This is a genomic window from Tatumella sp. UCD-D_suzukii (assembly GCF_000611875.2).
GTDB classification, from domain to species: domain Bacteria; phylum Pseudomonadota; class Gammaproteobacteria; order Enterobacterales; family Enterobacteriaceae; genus Tatumella; species Tatumella ptyseos.
This window is the reverse complement of sequence record NZ_JFJX01000064.1, coordinates 159,293-176,458: the sequence shown is the minus strand read 5'-3', so window position 1 is coordinate 176,458 and position 17,166 is coordinate 159,293. Positions and strand designations below refer to the sequence as shown.

Annotated in this window: 17 protein-coding genes; 15 read left to right on the top strand and 2 right to left on the bottom strand. The window is 49.6% G+C overall.

Features of this window, described 5'->3' with window-relative positions; translation table 11 throughout:
- Positions 1–210 precede the first annotated feature (210 nt).
- A complete protein-coding gene (gene glnB / locus CG67_RS14715) occupies positions 211–549 on the top strand; it encodes a nitrogen regulatory protein P-II (protein ID WP_025903699.1) in 339 nt (112 codons plus the stop codon).
- A gap of 39 nt (positions 550–588) precedes the next feature.
- Here the strand turns inward: glnB and hmpA are convergent, their stop codons facing one another.
- Entirely contained in the window at positions 589–1,776 is a 1,188-nt protein-coding gene (hmpA, locus tag CG67_RS14710) for an NO-inducible flavohemoprotein (protein WP_025903698.1), read from the bottom strand.
- A 327-nt stretch (positions 1,777–2,103) separates the two neighbouring features.
- Between hmpA and glyA the strand changes: the two genes are divergently transcribed.
- On the top strand, positions 2,104–3,357 hold the full coding sequence (glyA, locus tag CG67_RS14700) for a serine hydroxymethyltransferase (RefSeq protein WP_025903696.1): 1,254 nt from the start codon (positions 2,104–2,106) through the stop codon (positions 3,355–3,357).
- A 543-nt stretch (positions 3,358–3,900) separates the two neighbouring features.
- Here glyA and suhB read toward each other — a convergent pair.
- Positions 3,901–4,704 (bottom strand): inositol-1-monophosphatase, encoded by an 804-nt coding sequence (gene suhB, locus CG67_RS14695; RefSeq protein WP_025903695.1) that lies wholly within the window; start codon positions 4,702–4,704, stop codon positions 3,901–3,903.
- 120 nt (positions 4,705–4,824) lie between these two features.
- Between suhB and trmJ the strand changes: the two genes are divergently transcribed.
- The 13 genes from trmJ (at position 4,825) to CG67_RS14625 (ending at position 16,762) form a co-directional block, all read left to right on the top strand.
- The gene (trmJ, locus tag CG67_RS14690) at positions 4,825–5,562 is read left to right on the top strand and encodes a tRNA (cytosine(32)/uridine(32)-2'-O)-methyltransferase TrmJ (protein ID WP_025903694.1); all 738 of its coding nucleotides are present in this window, start codon (positions 4,825–4,827) and stop codon (positions 5,560–5,562) included.
- Between the two features lie 154 nt (positions 5,563–5,716).
- A complete protein-coding gene (iscR, locus tag CG67_RS14685) occupies positions 5,717–6,217 on the top strand; it encodes a Fe-S cluster assembly transcriptional regulator IscR (RefSeq protein WP_025903693.1) in 501 nt (166 codons plus the stop codon).
- An 86-nt stretch (positions 6,218–6,303) separates the two neighbouring features.
- Positions 6,304–7,518 (top strand): IscS subfamily cysteine desulfurase, encoded by a 1,215-nt coding sequence (locus CG67_RS14680; RefSeq protein ID WP_025903692.1) that lies wholly within the window; start codon positions 6,304–6,306, stop codon positions 7,516–7,518.
- 21 nt (positions 7,519–7,539) lie between these two features.
- Entirely contained in the window at positions 7,540–7,926 is a 387-nt protein-coding gene (gene iscU / locus CG67_RS14675; RefSeq protein WP_025903691.1) for a Fe-S cluster assembly scaffold IscU, read from the top strand.
- A 13-nt stretch (positions 7,927–7,939) separates the two neighbouring features.
- Complete coding sequence (gene iscA, locus CG67_RS14670) at positions 7,940–8,263, top strand: iron-sulfur cluster assembly protein IscA (RefSeq protein WP_025903690.1); 324 nt, start codon at positions 7,940–7,942, stop codon at positions 8,261–8,263.
- A gap of 77 nt (positions 8,264–8,340) precedes the next feature.
- Entirely contained in the window at positions 8,341–8,856 is a 516-nt protein-coding gene (gene hscB / locus CG67_RS14665) for a co-chaperone HscB (RefSeq protein WP_025903689.1), read from the top strand.
- 14 nt (positions 8,857–8,870) lie between these two features.
- Complete coding sequence (gene hscA, locus CG67_RS14660; protein WP_025903688.1) at positions 8,871–10,721, top strand: Fe-S protein assembly chaperone HscA; 1,851 nt, start codon at positions 8,871–8,873, stop codon at positions 10,719–10,721.
- Between the two features lie 2 nt (positions 10,722–10,723).
- Positions 10,724–11,059, top strand: a complete 336-nt coding sequence (gene fdx / locus CG67_RS14655; protein ID WP_025903687.1) for an ISC system 2Fe-2S type ferredoxin — start codon at positions 10,724–10,726, stop codon at positions 11,057–11,059.
- Between the two features lie 51 nt (positions 11,060–11,110).
- Entirely contained in the window at positions 11,111–11,311 is a 201-nt protein-coding gene (gene iscX / locus CG67_RS14650) for a Fe-S cluster assembly protein IscX (protein WP_025903686.1), read from the top strand.
- Positions 11,312–11,329: 18 nt separating this feature from the next.
- Positions 11,330–12,613, top strand: a complete 1,284-nt coding sequence (pepB, locus tag CG67_RS14645; RefSeq protein WP_025903685.1) for an aminopeptidase PepB — start codon at positions 11,330–11,332, stop codon at positions 12,611–12,613.
- 60 nt (positions 12,614–12,673) lie between these two features.
- On the top strand, positions 12,674–13,423 hold the full coding sequence (locus tag CG67_RS14640) for an enhanced serine sensitivity protein SseB C-terminal domain-containing protein (RefSeq protein WP_025903684.1): 750 nt from the start codon (positions 12,674–12,676) through the stop codon (positions 13,421–13,423).
- Positions 13,424–15,227: 1,804 nt separating this feature from the next.
- Positions 15,228–15,842, top strand: a complete 615-nt coding sequence (locus CG67_RS14630; protein ID WP_025903682.1) for a Crp/Fnr family transcriptional regulator — start codon at positions 15,228–15,230, stop codon at positions 15,840–15,842.
- Positions 15,843–16,024: 182 nt separating this feature from the next.
- Positions 16,025–16,762, top strand: coding sequence for a hypothetical protein (locus tag CG67_RS14625; protein ID WP_025903681.1), 738 nt, complete (start codon positions 16,025–16,027; stop codon positions 16,760–16,762).
- Positions 16,763–17,166: the final 404 nt, after the last annotated feature.

The following is a 17,166-nucleotide window of genomic DNA, read 5'->3' as shown; positions in this document are numbered from 1 at the left end:
CGGGGCCGGGGATCCCGGAAACCTGTGTTTATGGCAGCAGAAAGCGGTTAGCGTCGTCAGCGGGGATCCCGCCAGCCGGATATGAACTGGACGCGGGCGATTTTAAGAGGTAAGTTGCACGCGTTTATTTTTTACCGGACACACCGGTGAGCGCAATAACCTCCGGGAAACGACCCTGGCGTCACTGATAAAAGCGAAAAAGGTTCAGCTATGAAAAAAATTGATGCGATTATTAAACCCTTCAAACTGGATGATGTCCGTGAAGCGCTGGCAGAAGTCGGTATTACCGGCATGACAGTGACGGAAGTGAAGGGTTTCGGGCGTCAGAAGGGACATACCGAGTTATACCGTGGCGCAGAGTATATGGTCGATTTTCTGCCGAAGGTTAAAATCGAATTAGTGATTGCCGATGATATCGTCGATACCTGTGTGGAAACGATTATGCGCACCGCACAGACCGGCAAAATCGGTGACGGTAAGATTTTTGTGTTCGACGTTGCACGGGTTGTGCGTATCCGTACCGGCGAAGAAGACGAAGAAGCTATCTGATCACTCAGGCCACCGCAGTCGGGTGGCCCGGGTAACACATCAGAGATCTTTGTGCGGGCCAAACAGTTCATAATGAATATGCGACTGACTGACGCCTGCTTCAGTTAACTGATGGATAACAGACTGCATAAAACCTGTCGGGCCACAGACAAAGTAGTGGCACCGCGGGTCATCGAGCGCGCTACCTGCCTGTGTAATATTGATCAGGCCTGAAAGGTGGTGGTCGTCTGCCATCGCGTTGTCGGGTTGTTTGTACCAGATAACCTCATGGAAATCATTCAGGGTCGATCCCAGTTGTGTGACTTCTTCACTGAATGCATGTTCTGCACGATTGTGTGCGGCATGCCACCAGTTAACCCGGGCGGTATACTGTTGTTCAGCCAGCGCATGCAGCATGGCCAGTAATGGTGTCTGGCCGGACCCCGCAGAAATGAGCGTGATCGGCGCCGGAAACAGCGAACTGTCCAGCAGGAAATCGCCCGCCGGTGCGGAAAGCGCAACCCGGTCGCCGCATTTTGCCCGGCTATGTAACCATCCGGAGACCTTACCTTCCGGCTGACGACGGACCGCGATACGATAGCTTTTACCGTCCGGAGTCCGGGTCAGTGAATACTGCCGGATCTGGCGGTGGGTAAACCCTTCCGGTTTAAGATACAGCGCGACAAATTGCCCGGCTGTAAATTCTGAAACGGGCTGACCATCTTCCGGTGTCAGTACGAAGCTCTTAATAACCTCGCTTTCCTGCTTAATCTCACTGATCACAAAATCGCGGGTTCCGCGCCAGCCGCCGGAGAGGTGTTCATGCTGCGCGTAAATCTGCTCTTCACGGTTGATAAAGATATCGGCCAGGACACCGTAGGCTTTCGCCCAGGCCGCCAGAACCTCGTCGCCAGGATCCAGCAGCTCCCGGATGGTGCCTAATAAATGTTCACCGACAATGGCATATTGTTCCGGCTGAATCGACAGGCTGACATGTTTCTGGGCAATTTTTTCGACGGCGGGGAGCAGGGCTTCCGGGGTATCCAGATGGCTTCCGTAAGCACACAGTGCATTAAACAAGGCTTCCGGCTGACGGCCGCTGGCCTGGTTGCTCATATTAAAGACATCTTTCAGTTCCGGATTATGACTCAGCATACGCTGATAAAAATGTTGAGTGACTGCCGGGCCAGCTGCAGCGATTGCCGGAAGAGTTTCTCTGACCAGTGCAATAGTTTTGGCATCAAGCATTTGTTATTCCTTTACGGGATGATAATAACATGTATTTTAAATGCATGTTATTCCCTGTTACCCGTAAAGTAAACAGGGGTATTTGTTTTTTTCTTGTTATACGTGACTGCAATATGAAATTCATCGTGATCGCAGATGAAAAAATATCAGTTAAAAAAGCACTTTCATTTCAGCAGCTAAGCCGTATGTCGCCGGTATGCCAATCGTTTGCGTAAAAAGAGTGTATTCCGGCTACCGTCCTCCCGGAAAAGAGTTTACACTGTGGGCCGTTACCCGCCGATGGGTGTTAAATTGCCGTTTTTAAGTTAGCTGAGTCAGGAGATGCGGATGTTAAAGCGAGAGATGAACATAGCCGATTATGATGCCCCACTGTGGGAGGCGATGGAGCAGGAAAAAGTGCGTCAGGAAGAGCACATTGAATTAATTGCTTCAGAAAACTACACCAGCCCACGCGTAATGCAGGCTCAGGGTTCACAGCTCACCAACAAATATGCAGAAGGGTATCCTGGTAAGCGTTATTACGGCGGATGTGAATACGTCGATATCGTCGAGCAATTAGCCATCGACCGTGCGAAAGAGTTGTTTGGTGCAGATTACGCTAACGTTCAGCCGCACAGTGGCTCACAGGCTAACTTTGCTGTGTATACCGCACTGTTGCAGCCGGGCGATACCATTCTGGGGATGAATCTGGCGCATGGTGGCCACCTGACACACGGTTCTCCGGTGAACCTGTCCGGTAAACTGTATAACGTCGTCCCTTACGGTATCGATGACAGCGGCAAGATCGATTATGAAGAACTGGCTGAACTGGCGAAGACGCATAAGCCTAAAATGATTGTCGGTGGTTTCTCTGCATATTCCGGCGTTTGTGACTGGGCTAAAATGCGTGAAATTGCAGACAGCATTGGTGCATGGCTGTTTGTTGATATGGCTCACGTCGCAGGTCTGGTGGCCGCCGATGTCTATCCGAACCCGGTTCCGCATGCACATATCGTCACCACGACTACCCATAAAACCCTGGCAGGCCCGCGCGGCGGACTGATCCTGGCGAAAGGGGGTGATGAAGACCTGTATAAGAAACTGAACTCAGCCGTCTTCCCTGGCGGTCAGGGTGGCCCTCTGATGCACGTGATCGCGGGTAAAGCGGTCGCTCTGAAAGAAGCGATGGAGCCGGAATTTAAAGCTTATCAGCAGCAGGTTGCTGTTAACGCTAAAGCCATGGTCGAAGTCCTGCTGGCCCGTGGCTACAACATCGTTTCCGGGGGGACCCATAACCACCTGTTCCTGCTGGATCTGGTCGACAAAAATTTGACCGGTAAAGAAGCCGATGCAGCGTTAGGCCGTGCAAATATCACTGTTAACAAAAACAGCGTCCCTAACGATCCGAAGAGCCCGTTTGTCACTTCCGGTATCCGTATCGGTACCCCTTCAGTGACCCGTCGTGGTTTCAACGAAGCTGACGTGCGTGAGCTGGCTGGCTGGATTGCTGATATTCTGGACAATATCAATGATGAAGCCACTATCGAGCGCGTGAAAGGTAAAGTACTGGAAATCTGTGCCCGTCTGCCGGTCTATGCCTGAGACGACTAACGCCGGTCAGACCGGCGTCTGAACAGAGAAAGGCGGCCTGAGGTCGCCTTTCTGCTTCCATACCATCCTATTCAGCGAAGCGTGATGGCGTTGTCTCTGCAAACCCTGCCTGCCATATCCCTGCACTGATTCCGGTGTCTCAGAATATCCTGATTATCCGACCCTCCGGTATTTCCGACGATACATTCTTGTGAAGTGACGCCAGGCCATTATACTCCGCTGACTTTCCTGCAGAATTTTGAAATAACAGAGCGGCTTTTACGTTGACCGGTCAACGTATGTTCCTGCACGCTTTTGGTGGAAATTCAGGGACGCAGCATTGCGGGCTTTGCCTGAGTGCTGCCAGGGTGATTGTCACCGCGGTACAAGGGAGAGGTCGTCTGCCAGTGAGGAAACACCAGGGATAAGGAATGCCTGAGACAGTAAAGGAATAACCGCGTGGGGAGGCCGATGCCTGCGAAAAATGCAATGGCGGAAGGGCACTGCGGAAATCCGTCGGGATCTCCCCGGGCACGGCGGCCCGGGGAGGGGAGCTTAGCGTTTTAACGCTTCGCTTAATTCATCACGCATGGAAGCCAGAATTGCGCGAACGACACGCGGGTTACCGGCAACGAGATTACCTGATTGCAGGTAACCGTGACCGCCGGTAAAGTCGGTGACCAGGCCGCCCGCTTCACGGACCAGCAGTTCGCCGCCAGCAAAATCCCATGGCTTCAGGCCGATTTCGAAATAACCATCGGTACGACCGGCTGCAACATAGGCCAGATCCAGTGCTGCTGAACCGGTACGACGGAAGTCAGCACACTGAGTAAACAGTTTGCTTACGACATTGATGAAAGGCACGGAATGTTGTTTTGCTTTAAACGGGAAACCGGTAGCCAGAATAGCACCGTCCAGATCACGTGCAGTGCTGCTACGTAAACGGTAACCGTTCAACTGTGCGCCCTGACCGCGCGCGGCACTGAACAGTTCATTGCGCATCGGGTCATAGACCACGGCAACTTCGGTACGGCCTTTAACGCGTACGGCGATAGACACTGCAAAGTGAGGGAAACGCTTGATGAAGTTGGTGGTACCATCCAGTGGATCAATAACCCATTGAACATCCTTGTCTTCGCCAGCCAGCTCACCGCTTTCTTCGGTGATGATGGTGTGCTGAGGGTAAGATTTACGAATGACCTCAATAATCAGGCGTTCCGCGTCACGGTCGACATTGGTGACAAAGTCGTTACTGCCTTTCTGACTGGTTTCTACCGCGTCAGGAGTTTCGTAATTTTTGGCGATTAAATTACCGGCCTTGCGCGCAGCGCGCACGGCAATGTTCAGCATCGGATGCATCAGTTATTCCCACTGGATGTTAAAGAACGAAAAAACGGCTGGAAGTATAGCAGTGTGTTCAGACAATGTCTCTTTTTATGTTAATATCCTTCTATACATTTTTACACTGGCTCCCAATCTATGTTGCAGAATATTCGTATCGTCCTGGTAGAGACCTCTCATACCGGGAATATGGGCTCCGTTGCCCGCGCCATGAAAACCATGGGTCTTTCGAATCTCTACCTGGTGAATCCGCTGATCAAGCCCGATTCACAGGCGATCTCTCTGGCTGCCGGTGCCAGCGATTTAATCGGTAATGCATCGATTGTCGAGTCGCTGGATGAAGCCATTGCCGGATGCAGCCTGGTGGTCGGGACCAGCGCACGCTCCCGTTCACTGCCCTGGCCGATGCTGGATGCCAGAGAATGTGGTGTAAAAAGCGTGGAAGAAGGTCGCCAGGCTCCGGTGGCCCTGGTGTTTGGTCGTGAGCGCGTCGGTCTGACTAACGAAGAATTACAGAAGTGCCACTATCACGTGGCTATCCCGGCCAATCCGGAATACACCTCGCTGAACCTGGCGATGGCCGTACAGCTGATTGCCTATGAAGTGCGTATGGCCTGGCTGCAGGCGCAGGAAGCCGCAGAGCCGGCACCTCAGTATGCTGAATCACCGTATCCGCTGGTGGACGATCTGGAACGTTTCTATGTGCATCTGGAAGCAATGATGCTGAACAGTGGCTTTATCCGTAAGGATCAGCCAGGCCAGGTCATGAGTAAACTTCGTCGTCTGTTTACCCGCGCTCGTCCTGAGCGTGATGAGCTAAATATTCTGCGCGGAATGCTCTCATCCTTCGAAAAAAAGGACAAGGAAAGCCAGTGATAGCAAGGGATTCGGCCGGAAGCACACGATAGGTTAAATACCTGAGTAAATTACCCGGTTAAATAGTTGACCAAATCACTCGGGAATGTCAGACTGATTCTCATGAACTTTATTAACACTCCGGTAACCGGATACTGATCGAGGTCGTGTAACGATGAGACTGACATCCAAAGGGCGTTATGCTGTCACAGCCATGTTAGATGTGGCACTTCATTCCAATGAGGGCCCGGTGCCTTTGGCCGATATTTCTGAACGTCAGGGTATTTCACTTTCCTACCTTGAGCAGCTATTTTCCCGCCTGCGTAAAAACGGACTGGTTTCCAGCGTGCGTGGGCCGGGCGGCGGTTATTTACTGGGTAAAGACGCCGGCGAAATTGCCGTCGGTACCGTCATTACTGCGGTTGATGAGTCTGTCGATGCGACCAAATGCCAGGGTAAAGAAGGGTGTCAGGGCGGTGAGCGCTGTCTGACGCACGTACTGTGGCGTGATCTGAGTGACCGCATCAGTGACTTTCTGAACAATATCACGCTGGCTGAGCTGGTGAATAATCAGGATATCCTTAAGGTAGCGGACCGTCAAAATAATGATAACCGACGTTTCCGTGATAACCGTATTCCTGAGACGATTGACGTCAAACTGCGAGCCTACAGCTAATTATAATTAATCTGTGATTGGCCGGCTGATCCTTTACCGTCCGACCATAAATTTTGCATTGAAGTGATGTACGGAGTTTAAGAGCAATGAAATTACCGATTTATCTGGATTACTCTGCGACTACGCCAGCGGATCCACGCGTTGCTGAGAAAATGATGCAATACCTGACCCTGGATGGGGTTTTTGGTAACCCGGCTTCCCGTTCTCACCGCTTTGGCTGGCAGTCTGAAGAAGCTGTTGATATTGCACGCAATCAGATTGCTGAGCTGGTGGGGGCTGACCCGCGTGAAATCGTCTTTACCTCAGGTGCCACTGAAGCCGATAACCTGGCTATCAAAGGGGCTGCACAATTTTATCAGAAGAAAGGTAAGCACATTATTACCTGTAAAACTGAACATAAAGCGGTGCTGGATACCTGTCGTCAGCTGGAAAGAGAAGGGTTTGAAGTCACCTATCTGACGCCTCAGACCAACGGTATTATTGACCTGGCCGCGCTGGAAGCCGCCATGCGTGAAGACACCATCCTGGTTTCAATCATGCATGTGAACAATGAAATCGGCGTGGTTCAGGATATCGCAGCGATCGGCGAAATGTGCCGCGCGCGCGGAATTATCTACCATGTTGATGCGACTCAGAGCGTCGGTAAACTCCCTATTGACCTGAGTCAGCTGAAAGTTGATTTAATGTCTTTCTCCGCGCATAAACTGTACGGACCGAAAGGGATTGGTGCACTGTATGTTCGCCGTAAGCCACGTATCCGTCTGGAAGCCCAGATGCACGGTGGCGGTCATGAGCGCGGTATGCGTTCAGGGACACTGGCAGTACATCAGATTGTGGGTATGGGTGAAGCCTACCGCATAGCGAAAGAAGAAATGGACAGCGAAATGGCCCGTCTGCGGGTGCTTCGTGACCGTCTGTGGAATGGCGTTAAAGATCTGGAAGAAGTGTATTTAAACGGTGATCTGGAGAACGGTGCGCCGAATATCCTGAACATCAGCTTTAACTACGTGGAAGGTGAATCACTGATTATGGCCCTGAAAGACCTGGCTGTATCTTCCGGTTCGGCCTGTACTTCTGCCAGTCTGGAACCTTCTTATGTGCTGCGTGCCCTGGGAATGAACGATGAACTGGCTCACAGTTCGATTCGTTTCTCTTTAGGACGTTTTACGACTGAAGAAGAGATCGACTACGCCATTGATCTGGTACGCAAATCTATCGGCCGTCTGCGTGACCTTTCTCCGCTGTGGGAAATGTTCAAAGCGGGTGTGGATTTGAATAGCATTGAATGGGCGCATCATTAATAGTCTTCAGGAGAATAAAAAATGGCTTATAGCGAAAAAGTAATCGATCACTACGAAAACCCACGTAATGTTGGCTCATTTGATAATGCTGATCCGAACATCGGCAGCGGCATGGTAGGTGCACCTGCCTGTGGTGACGTGATGAAACTACAGATCAAAGTCAGCGATAGCGGTATTATCGAAGATGCCCGTTTCAAAACTTACGGCTGTGGTTCAGCCATCGCTTCCAGTTCACTGATCACTGAATGGGTGAAAGGGAAGTCACTGGACGAAGCGCAGAGCATTTCGAATATGCAGATCGCCGAAGAGCTGGAATTACCCCCGGTAAAAATCCACTGTTCTATCCTGGCTGAAGATGCGATTAAAGCAGCAATTGCTGACTATAAGAGTAAGAAAACCGACAAATAAGCGAGGGTGATAGATGGCGATTTCCCTGAGCGATTCAGCGGCAGCCCGCGTCAGTTCTTTTCTGGCAAATCGTGGCTCCGGTTACGGTTTACGGTTAGGTGTCAGAACATCAGGTTGTTCGGGTATGGCTTATGTCCTCGAATTTGTGGATGAACCCCAGCCTGAAGATACTGTGTTTGAAGAGAAGGGCGTCAGAGTTGTTGTTGATGGCAAAAGCCTTGTCTACCTCGATGGTACAGAACTGGATTTTGTAAAAGAAGGCCTGAACGAAGGCTTTAAATTCATTAATCCTAATGTGAAAGACGAGTGCGGTTGCGGCGAGAGTTTCAACGTATAATCTCTGTATCATACTCTGAATATCTGCCCCAGCCTGCTGGGGCGTTTTTTTTATTATTTCCACGCTTCGGACCGGTTATGAATTATTTTACCCTGTTTGATTTGCCAGAATCTTTCGAGCTTGACACGACAGCGCTGTCTGACAAGTTTCAGTCTCTGCAACGTCAGTATCATCCTGACAGGTTTGCGACTGCACCTGAAGCCGAACGGCTGAAGGCCTTACAGCACGCCGCAACCATCAATCAGGGCTACCAGGCCCTGCGCAAGCCTCTCTCCCGGGCAGAATATCTGTTGTCACTTCACGGGTTCGATATCAATAATGAACAACATACCCTGCGTGATACGGCATTTCTGATGGAACAACTCGAACTGCGGGAAGAGCTTGAAACCATTGATCAGCAAAATAACAGTGACGCACTGACCCCTTATTTCCATCGACTGGATTCCATGGAAAAGCAACGCAGTCAGCAAATGCGTCAGCAGTTTGCTGATCAGCAGTGGCCGGAAGCGGCAGATACCGTGCGTAAGCTAAGATTTCTCGCTAAACTGCGGGTCGAAGCAGAAAAGCTGGAAGAAAAACTGCTGGACTTTTAAACGGGAAGCTCGTTATGGCGTTATTACAAATCAGTGAACCCGGGTTAAGCGCAGCCCCCCATCAGCGCAGGCTGGCGGCGGGTATTGACCTCGGAACCACCCACTCTCTGGTAGCGACAGTCCGCAGCGGACTGGCGGAAACCTTGCCTGATGAAAACGGACGGCATTTATTGCCTTCGGTTGTACACTACCAGGCGACGCAGACCCGCGTTGGCTGGGATGCCCGTACGCAGGCCGCCCGCGATCCGCGTCATACCTTCAGTTCAGTGAAACGTCTGATAGGCCGTTCTCTGGCTGATATCCGCCAGCGTTACCCGCATCTGCCGTACCTGTTTACTGCCAGTGAAAATGGTTTACCGATGATGGAAACCCCGTCGGGTCAGGTGAATCCGATCCGGGTCTCCGGTGATATTCTCAATGAGCTGGCAAATCGTGCGCGTGAATCGTTGGGCGGTGAGCTTGATGGCGTCGTCATCACGGTGCCGGCCTATTTCGATGACGCCCAGCGTCAGGGAACAAAAGACGCTGCCCGGCTGGCCGGATTACATGTTCTGCGTTTGCTGAATGAACCGACCGCAGCAGCGGTGGCTTATGGCCTGGACTCGGGCAAAGAAGGCATTATTGCCGTTTATGACTTAGGCGGCGGGACTTTCGATATTTCCGTATTGCGTCTGAGCCGGGGGGTGTTTGAAGTCCTCGCGACCGGCGGGGATTCTGCGCTCGGGGGCGATGATTTCGATCAGCTGCTGGCGGAGTGGATTAGCCAGCAGGCAGGGATCACTGATTTCAGTGATGCCGGTATTCAGCGTGAAATTCTTGATGCTGCCACGGCGGCTAAAATTGCGCTGAGTGATAATGAAACGACGACCGTTTGTGTCGCAGGCTGGCAGGGTGAGGTAACCCGTGAACAGTTTACGGCTCTGATTGCGCCGCTGCTGAAAAAGACGCTGGTTGCCTGTCGTCGTACCCTGAAAGATGCGGGTGTCAGCGTTGATGAAGTGATGGAAGTGGTGATGGTCGGCGGCTCAACACGCACGCCTGCCGTGCGGGAAAGTGTGGGTGAGTTTTTCGACCGTGAACCTCTGACCTCTATTGACCCGGATCGCGTCGTGGCGCTGGGTGCTGCCATTCAGGCCGATATTCTGGCCGGTAATAAACCTGACAGTGAAATGCTGCTGTTGGATGTGATCCCGCTTTCTTTAGGGCTGGAAACCATGGGAGGGCTGACCGAAAAAGTCATCCCCCGCAACACGACCATTCCCGTCGCACGTGCTCAGGAATTTACCACCTTTAAAGACGGGCAGACGGCGATGAGTATTCACGTGGTACAGGGTGAGCGTGAGCTGGTCAGCGATTGCCGTTCTCTGGCTCGTTTTGCATTACGGGGCTTACCCGCATTACCGGCCGGTGGCGCACATATCCGCGTAACCTTCCAGGTGGATGCTGACGGGTTGCTGAGTGTGACTGCGATGGAGAAATCCACCGGCGTGGAAGCCTCTATTCAGGTTAAACCCTCTTACGGGCTGACTGAAAATGAAATCGCGACCATGATCACCGACTCGATGACCTACGCCCGTGATGATGTGGAAGCCCGCCAGTTGGCAGAGAAAAAGGTAGATGCACTTCGGGTACTGGAAAGTCTTGAAGGTGCACTGAGTGAGGATCAGGCTCTTCTTTCAGAGCAGGAACTGCATTCCATCCGCGAAGCACAGCAGGCACTGCGTGACTCGCTGGACAATAATAATGAGGCGCAGATTGCTGCCGGAATAAAACATTTGGATCACGTGACTCAGGAGTTTGCGGCACGCCGTATGGATAACTCTATCCGACGCGCGCTGACCGGACACTCTGTGGATGAGGTTTAAGCATGCCTAAGATTGTAATTTTACCCCATAAAGATCTGCTGCCGGAAGGCGGTGTCTATGATGCCACCCCGGGAGAGACCATCCTGGATGTGGCTCTGCGCAATGGTATCGAAGTCGAACATGCCTGCGAAAAATCCTGCGCCTGTACGACCTGCCACTGTGTGGTCCGTGAAGGATTTGATTCACTGGCAGAAAGCAGTGAAGATGAAGATGATATGCTGGATAAGGCCTGGGGCCTGGAGCCGGACAGCCGCCTGAGCTGCCAGGCGCGTGTTACGGATGAAGACCTGGTGGTTGAATTCCCGCGTTACACCATTAACCACGCACGGGAACATTGATCCCCGAACGGGCCGGAGGATTCCGGCCCGTGTTGTTTCTGAGGAGTCATTATGTCACTTAAATGGACCGACAGCCGGCCTATCGGCGAAGCACTTTACGACCAGTTTCCCGACACTGACCCGAAAACCGTCCGTTTTACCGACTTACATCGCTGGGTCTGTGAGCTTGAGGATTTTGATGACAATCCTGAGGCCTCCAATGAAAAGATCCTCGAAGCAATTTTGCTAATCTGGATGGACGAGTACGAGTAATAATTAAGGAGCAATGTCATGACTACACAAACCATGCAAATCCGACTCAGCCAGCAGGCCGCCGATGCCCGCTGGGGAGAGAATGCCACGATTTCCTATGCCGATCAGGGCATGACTATTCATCTCACGGGTGATGCTTTACCGGTGATCCAGCGTGCAGCGCATAAAATTGACGGGCAGGGGATCCGTGCCGTCGAACTGACCGGTGACGGTTGGGATCTGGAACGTTGCTGGGCATTCTGGCAGGGGTTCCGTTCGCCGAAAGGACAGCGTGATGTTCACTGGCCTGCACTCAGCGATGCAGAAAAAACTGAACTGCAACATCGCCTGAAAGTGGTGGATTGGGTCAGAAACGTGATTAATCTGCCTGCCGAAGACCTCGGGCCTGAAGATCTGGCCAGTGCGGCTATCGATCTGCTGAGTGACCTTGGCGGAGATGCGGTGACCTATCGTATTACAAAAGGCGAAGATCTGCGTGAGCAGGGGTATATGGGCCTGCATACGGTCGGACGAGGTTCAAGCCGCCCGCCGGTACTGCTGACCCTGGATTTTAATCCGACGGGGGATGATTCTGCACCTGTGGACATCTGCCTGGTGGGTAAAGGCATCACCTTCGATACCGGGGGTTACAGCCTGAAAGGCAGTACCTTTATGGACTCGATGAAAGCGGATATGGGCGGTGCTGCAACGCTGACCGGTGTGCTGGGGATGGCTATCAGTCGTGGTCTGAACAAACGTGTGAAACTGATCTTATGCTGTGCAGACAACATGGTCAGCGGCGGTGCATTACGTCTTGGCGATATTATCCGTTACCGTAATGGTAAGACGGTAGAAGTGATGAATACTGATGCGGAAGGCCGTCTGGTTCTGGCTGACGGTCTTATCGATGCCAGTAAGCTGAAACCGCGCCTGCTGATCGATGCGGCAACCCTGACCGGGGCGGCGAAAACGGCGCTGGGTAACGATTATCATGCACTGTTCAGTTTCGATGATGCGCTGACCGGTGAACTGCTGGACAGTGCCGCACGTGAGGGCGAATTGTTCTGGCGGCTGCCGCTGGCAGAATTCCATCGCCAGCACCTGCCGTCGAATTTTGCTGATCTCAATAACATTGCCAGCCCGTCACATTCTGCCGGTGCAAGCAGTGCAGCAGCTTTCCTTTCTTACTTTGTAGAAGGCTATCAGCAAGGCTGGTTACATATCGACTGTTCTGCCACCTATCGTAAAGGGGCTGTCGATCAATGGTCTGCCGGTGCTACCGGTCTGGGCGTTCGTACTCTGGCTAATCTGCTGCTGAAATAAAAAGCGTCAGATTTTTTCGCGAGGCAGGCACAGGCCTGCCTTTATTTTCAGGGCAGGTCAATGATGGAACTCTCCCTCGACGAGCTTTTAGAAAAAGCAGCCACAGGTCCGGCAGATCGCCCGGCCTTCTTCCGGCGACTGATGCAGTCTGATGTCTGGGTAGCCGGCAAACCGGCCCCGGGTCACTCTTTTGTGTTCGCACCGGACTACCGCCAGCAGCTTGATGGCACAGCAGTTATTCCCTTTTTTACTACGGAGGCTGCGTTTACCGAAGTGACGGGCGGTGATCTTCCTGCGGTCAGGCTGCCGGTGAATGAGCTGTTTGCGATGACTTCGGGTCATACACTGTGCCTTAACCCTTCACTTAAAAGCAGTAAGATCTTCACTGCCACGGAGATCCGGTCTCTGTGCAGCGGGCAAGGCAATGCCCTGGGGGAAATCAGCATCCCGGCAGAGGGCCAGACTCTGTTACTGTCGGCGACAGAAGATCCTCCGCCTTTACTGATAGACTCCCTGAAACAGCTTTTCAGCCGCTATAAACCGGTACGACGGGCATTTGTCGCCTGGTGCCGGGAAGAGGCGGGTGCAGAGGGGAATTTGCTGATTGGTATCGAGGCCAGTGCGGATCTTGATGAAATTATTCAGGCGGCAGGTCATGTGGCGCTGGATACGTTACCGGAAAATGCCCTGATTGATTTCTGTGAGATCAGTGACCCATCTTCAGGCGTCAGCCACTTTTTTGTGGCCCACATTCCGCCGTTCTACCAGCGACCTCAGGGCAGTTTTTTGCGGGGCGCTACTCACGCCTAGCCCGGGAACGGGTTCCTTTCTGCCGGGGAGACAGAGCCCCGGCCGCTGATTTACAAACGGCGTCAGCGCCCCCGTTTTCCGGGGGCTATTCTTTTCGCTGGCGGGCGCTAAGGATCAACGCTTGCGCAGCAATGATGCACTTTTTTTCAGGGTCATATGTCAGTGCGAGGGAACCTGCCGTCATATTCGTGTGGCCTGAACGCGCTGCCATACCCGGATATATAATCTGTAATTTCATGGGCCGCATCGCTGAAGCTAACATAACCTGCCACTGATACCTGATCATTCTTCAGACGCTGAAGAAGCGCGCTATCAGCCTGTTACCCCGGTAGTTTCCGCATCCATTTATACTCTGCTTTTATCCGGACCGCGGCGTTATTCTGCCGGTAAGCCGGTAGCCTATACGAAAACCTTTGAGCATTGCCATTACCGCGATATTCCTTACCCCGATTGATCTATGGCTGATGCTCTATCTTTCCTGAATCTGACTGCGTAATTCAGCAGTCTTTCAGACTGGCATATCATGAGGACATTAAAAAACTAAAGCGGATTGCGGACTACCGTTTCATCGGCGTACCGGCCGCGGTGAAATGATGGTGAGAATAAATTACAGCAGTCCCGTCAACGTCAGATATTTCGTCTGTAACGGGACCCCCGATTTATGGGCTCTGGCTATTGGCCAATCGTCTGAGTTGCGATGTTGATAGTCCCGAGGTTATAAGCTCTCCGAACGTCCTGAAAGAGCGGGATGGACTCAGGTTTTTTTTTACCTGTATTGGTGATTTGAAATAAATATTCCCATATGAGACCATCTCTTTTTCGTAAAACATATTCATAATATCACTGTAGTCACTAATTTTTGTCTCAGACAGAGAACTGATAAAATAATCAATAAATAAAAAAGTCTTTCTGTAATAGATGGTTACGTTATATGCACTGTTTTATTTGATCGTTTTTAGCAATTATATTGAGCATTATTGATAGGCTAATGAGTATATTCCTCTCATTATCGATCACTATTGACGATGTGGCCTGGAACATTCAGAATATTCCACAAGTTAATAGCGGATGTAATTGAGGAATTAATCCGGAAAGACCTGATAGAGGTTGGCTGATTTTACGGATTTATAGAGGGTAAGGAATTTTAATCATTCCTCTATAAACTTGTCAGTAATACCCTGAAGGGCATGGGTTAGCTGACACCTGAACTTTGAACAACGGTCAGCAGAGCAGATGATCAACCTAAGCCATATTTCCGTCCGGGAATATTAAATCAATGACCGGTGAAAAAGAGCTATATGTTTCTAAAAGCTGCAGTACAGAGGTGACTCACAGAGTTTTTTCCGTCCGGTGGCTTTCAGTAGCGATGATTATAAGGCTTTCAGGAGTTCTGTAGTAAAGAAGATTAACGGCGTTTCAGATACAGGTCTTTACCAGACAGATGGGAAATAAAAATTTAATTCTGAGAGAAAGGTAGCACAAAGCCATAAACTTAAACTTTCGGCGGAGAATACTTCTCTCTTCTCAACAAGGTAAAGCGTACCACAACAGGAAGTCATGTGATCACAGAGAGTTTTCATGCTGTTCGTCGTTGTACCGATACCGGATTTTATTCGGGAGGCTAATCTTATGATGGCTTAAAAAATACATAACATTCATTGAAGTATTATTCCTCCTTTGATGGGTTTTTAAAAATGGTAGTCATCTGGCGAGGTTTCTGTTTAACACCAAATCTTTAATGCAATAAAAAATTCAGTATAATATCATATTATATATGGATTAACTTTTAGCAGGGAAGGAATCGATGCCTAAAAGACTAATGATAAATCATGGACGTGTTATCGCTTCGTTGTCAAATTTTGCATCGCCGGTTTCAGCAGACAAGCTCTCAAGAGGGAAGCAGTTTTATTATTTTTGCAATCATGGTGAAAGAAAGGTCTTTCTTATTATGGAGGGGGACTTTATAGTTCGCTCTGAAAATGGAAGTAAGATAATAAATATCGTTTCAGCTCCGCACGTCATAGGGGTATTACCCTCTATTGATCCACCGCCAATATGGCTTGAAAAAGTCGATCATGGGCGAATTGACGCTATCGAATATAATAAATTCTGGCGTATTGTGCATCAAAAAGAGTTGCGATCAGATGTTATGGATATTATTTCTTCCTATCACTCCGATCTTTTAAGTTATTTACAAATAGCAAGTCCGGATTCAGAGGAATATACGCTAAATCTTATACGCAAATGGAACTCGTTTCCTTGCCATATAAAGGAAAGGTTTTCTCTGCTTTTCTTCCTGACGAATAGTTCTTTTTTATCAAAAAGTACGGCATCCAGAACATTAAAAAAATTAAAGGATGAAGGTGTCATAAAGTTAGATAAAGGAAGGTTATCAACAATGCCGAAGTTTACTGTTTAGGTATTCATTACGGAGTCATATTATCGTTATCGAATGCCTGTTTTTTTTGTCGCAGATGTAATGTTTACTTGTAATATAACTTGAATATTTCTATTAGAAAATGGTTGGTGATCTGCATATTATCTTTGTCAGCACTAATCATTAGCGTGATTGTTGTTTGATCGCGAAAGGAGAGGTGTCATATGCTGAATTTATACACGCCACAAAAATTTAATATTCCATCTGATTTAAGTGAAATTTTTGCTGAAAAGCAGAAAACGAAAATAGGAAAAATGCGCTACAATATCTTGTATATCAGCGCGAAACCCGATCCTTCTTCTTTTGATCGAAACCTGGAAGCTACCACAGAATTTTCAAAGAAGAAAATGAGTTATTTAATGCATAAGGGTCATGCCGTGACAGGGGCATATGCCTCCAGTGTGGCGGAATTTATTGAAACGTGGAACGCTATTGGGAAAGAACAGCTACAAAATATAAATAAAGTGATTATTGATTATCATGGAGCCATTAGCGCCAAAAGAGGTCATCAAAGCTTAATTTTCATCACTCCCACTGAGCTTTTGGATAAACAGTATATTTCTATGCTTGAAATAAAACCATCCGTCAAGGTGGTGTCCCTGTATACGTGCTATGGCGGATTTACCGAACGATATAATCCAGCCGTGGGTTTTCTCGAGAAGCTCAAAGCACCTGATGCCTACACGGTCGGATTTGATGCTCAGGCTGAGAATGATATGCTGAGTTTGAAAACGTTCAGACATTATGATCCAGGTAAGCCATTTAACGATGCGCTGAATGCCTTAAATATACATCGATTTCAACTGGGTCGGGTTAAGTACAGTAAAATCGACAAAACTGAAATTTTTATCCAGCATTCTTCAGGAGATATCCGTAAAGCGTTATCGGATTATATGAGCTGAAATGTAATTGGTAATAATTAAATCGCGATTTGAACTTTATAACTACGGTGTTCGGGGTGAGTTTTGATTCCATTTACTCTCGACTTCGCGGGTTATGAGTGTGAGTCAATATAATTTCAGACTGATCATATTCAGGAATGCTTATTCTCTGACGGGAGCGATTTTTAAATAATAAGGTTTTTCGATAGTCTCCATATAAAGTTAAAAACAGGTGAGGCTGAATAAAAACCATGCAACTGCTAAGGTTGGGAGATCTTTCCGAAGTTTACTGAGTGTTCTTTTTTTTGGGATGGTTTCGGGTTTGGTCACTCATCGGGAAGTGGCCTGGGTTAACTCATCCCCGCAACTTCAGATGAGCAGACTTTATTTTAAATAAAGGAATATTTACCTGTGTCATCTTGGGG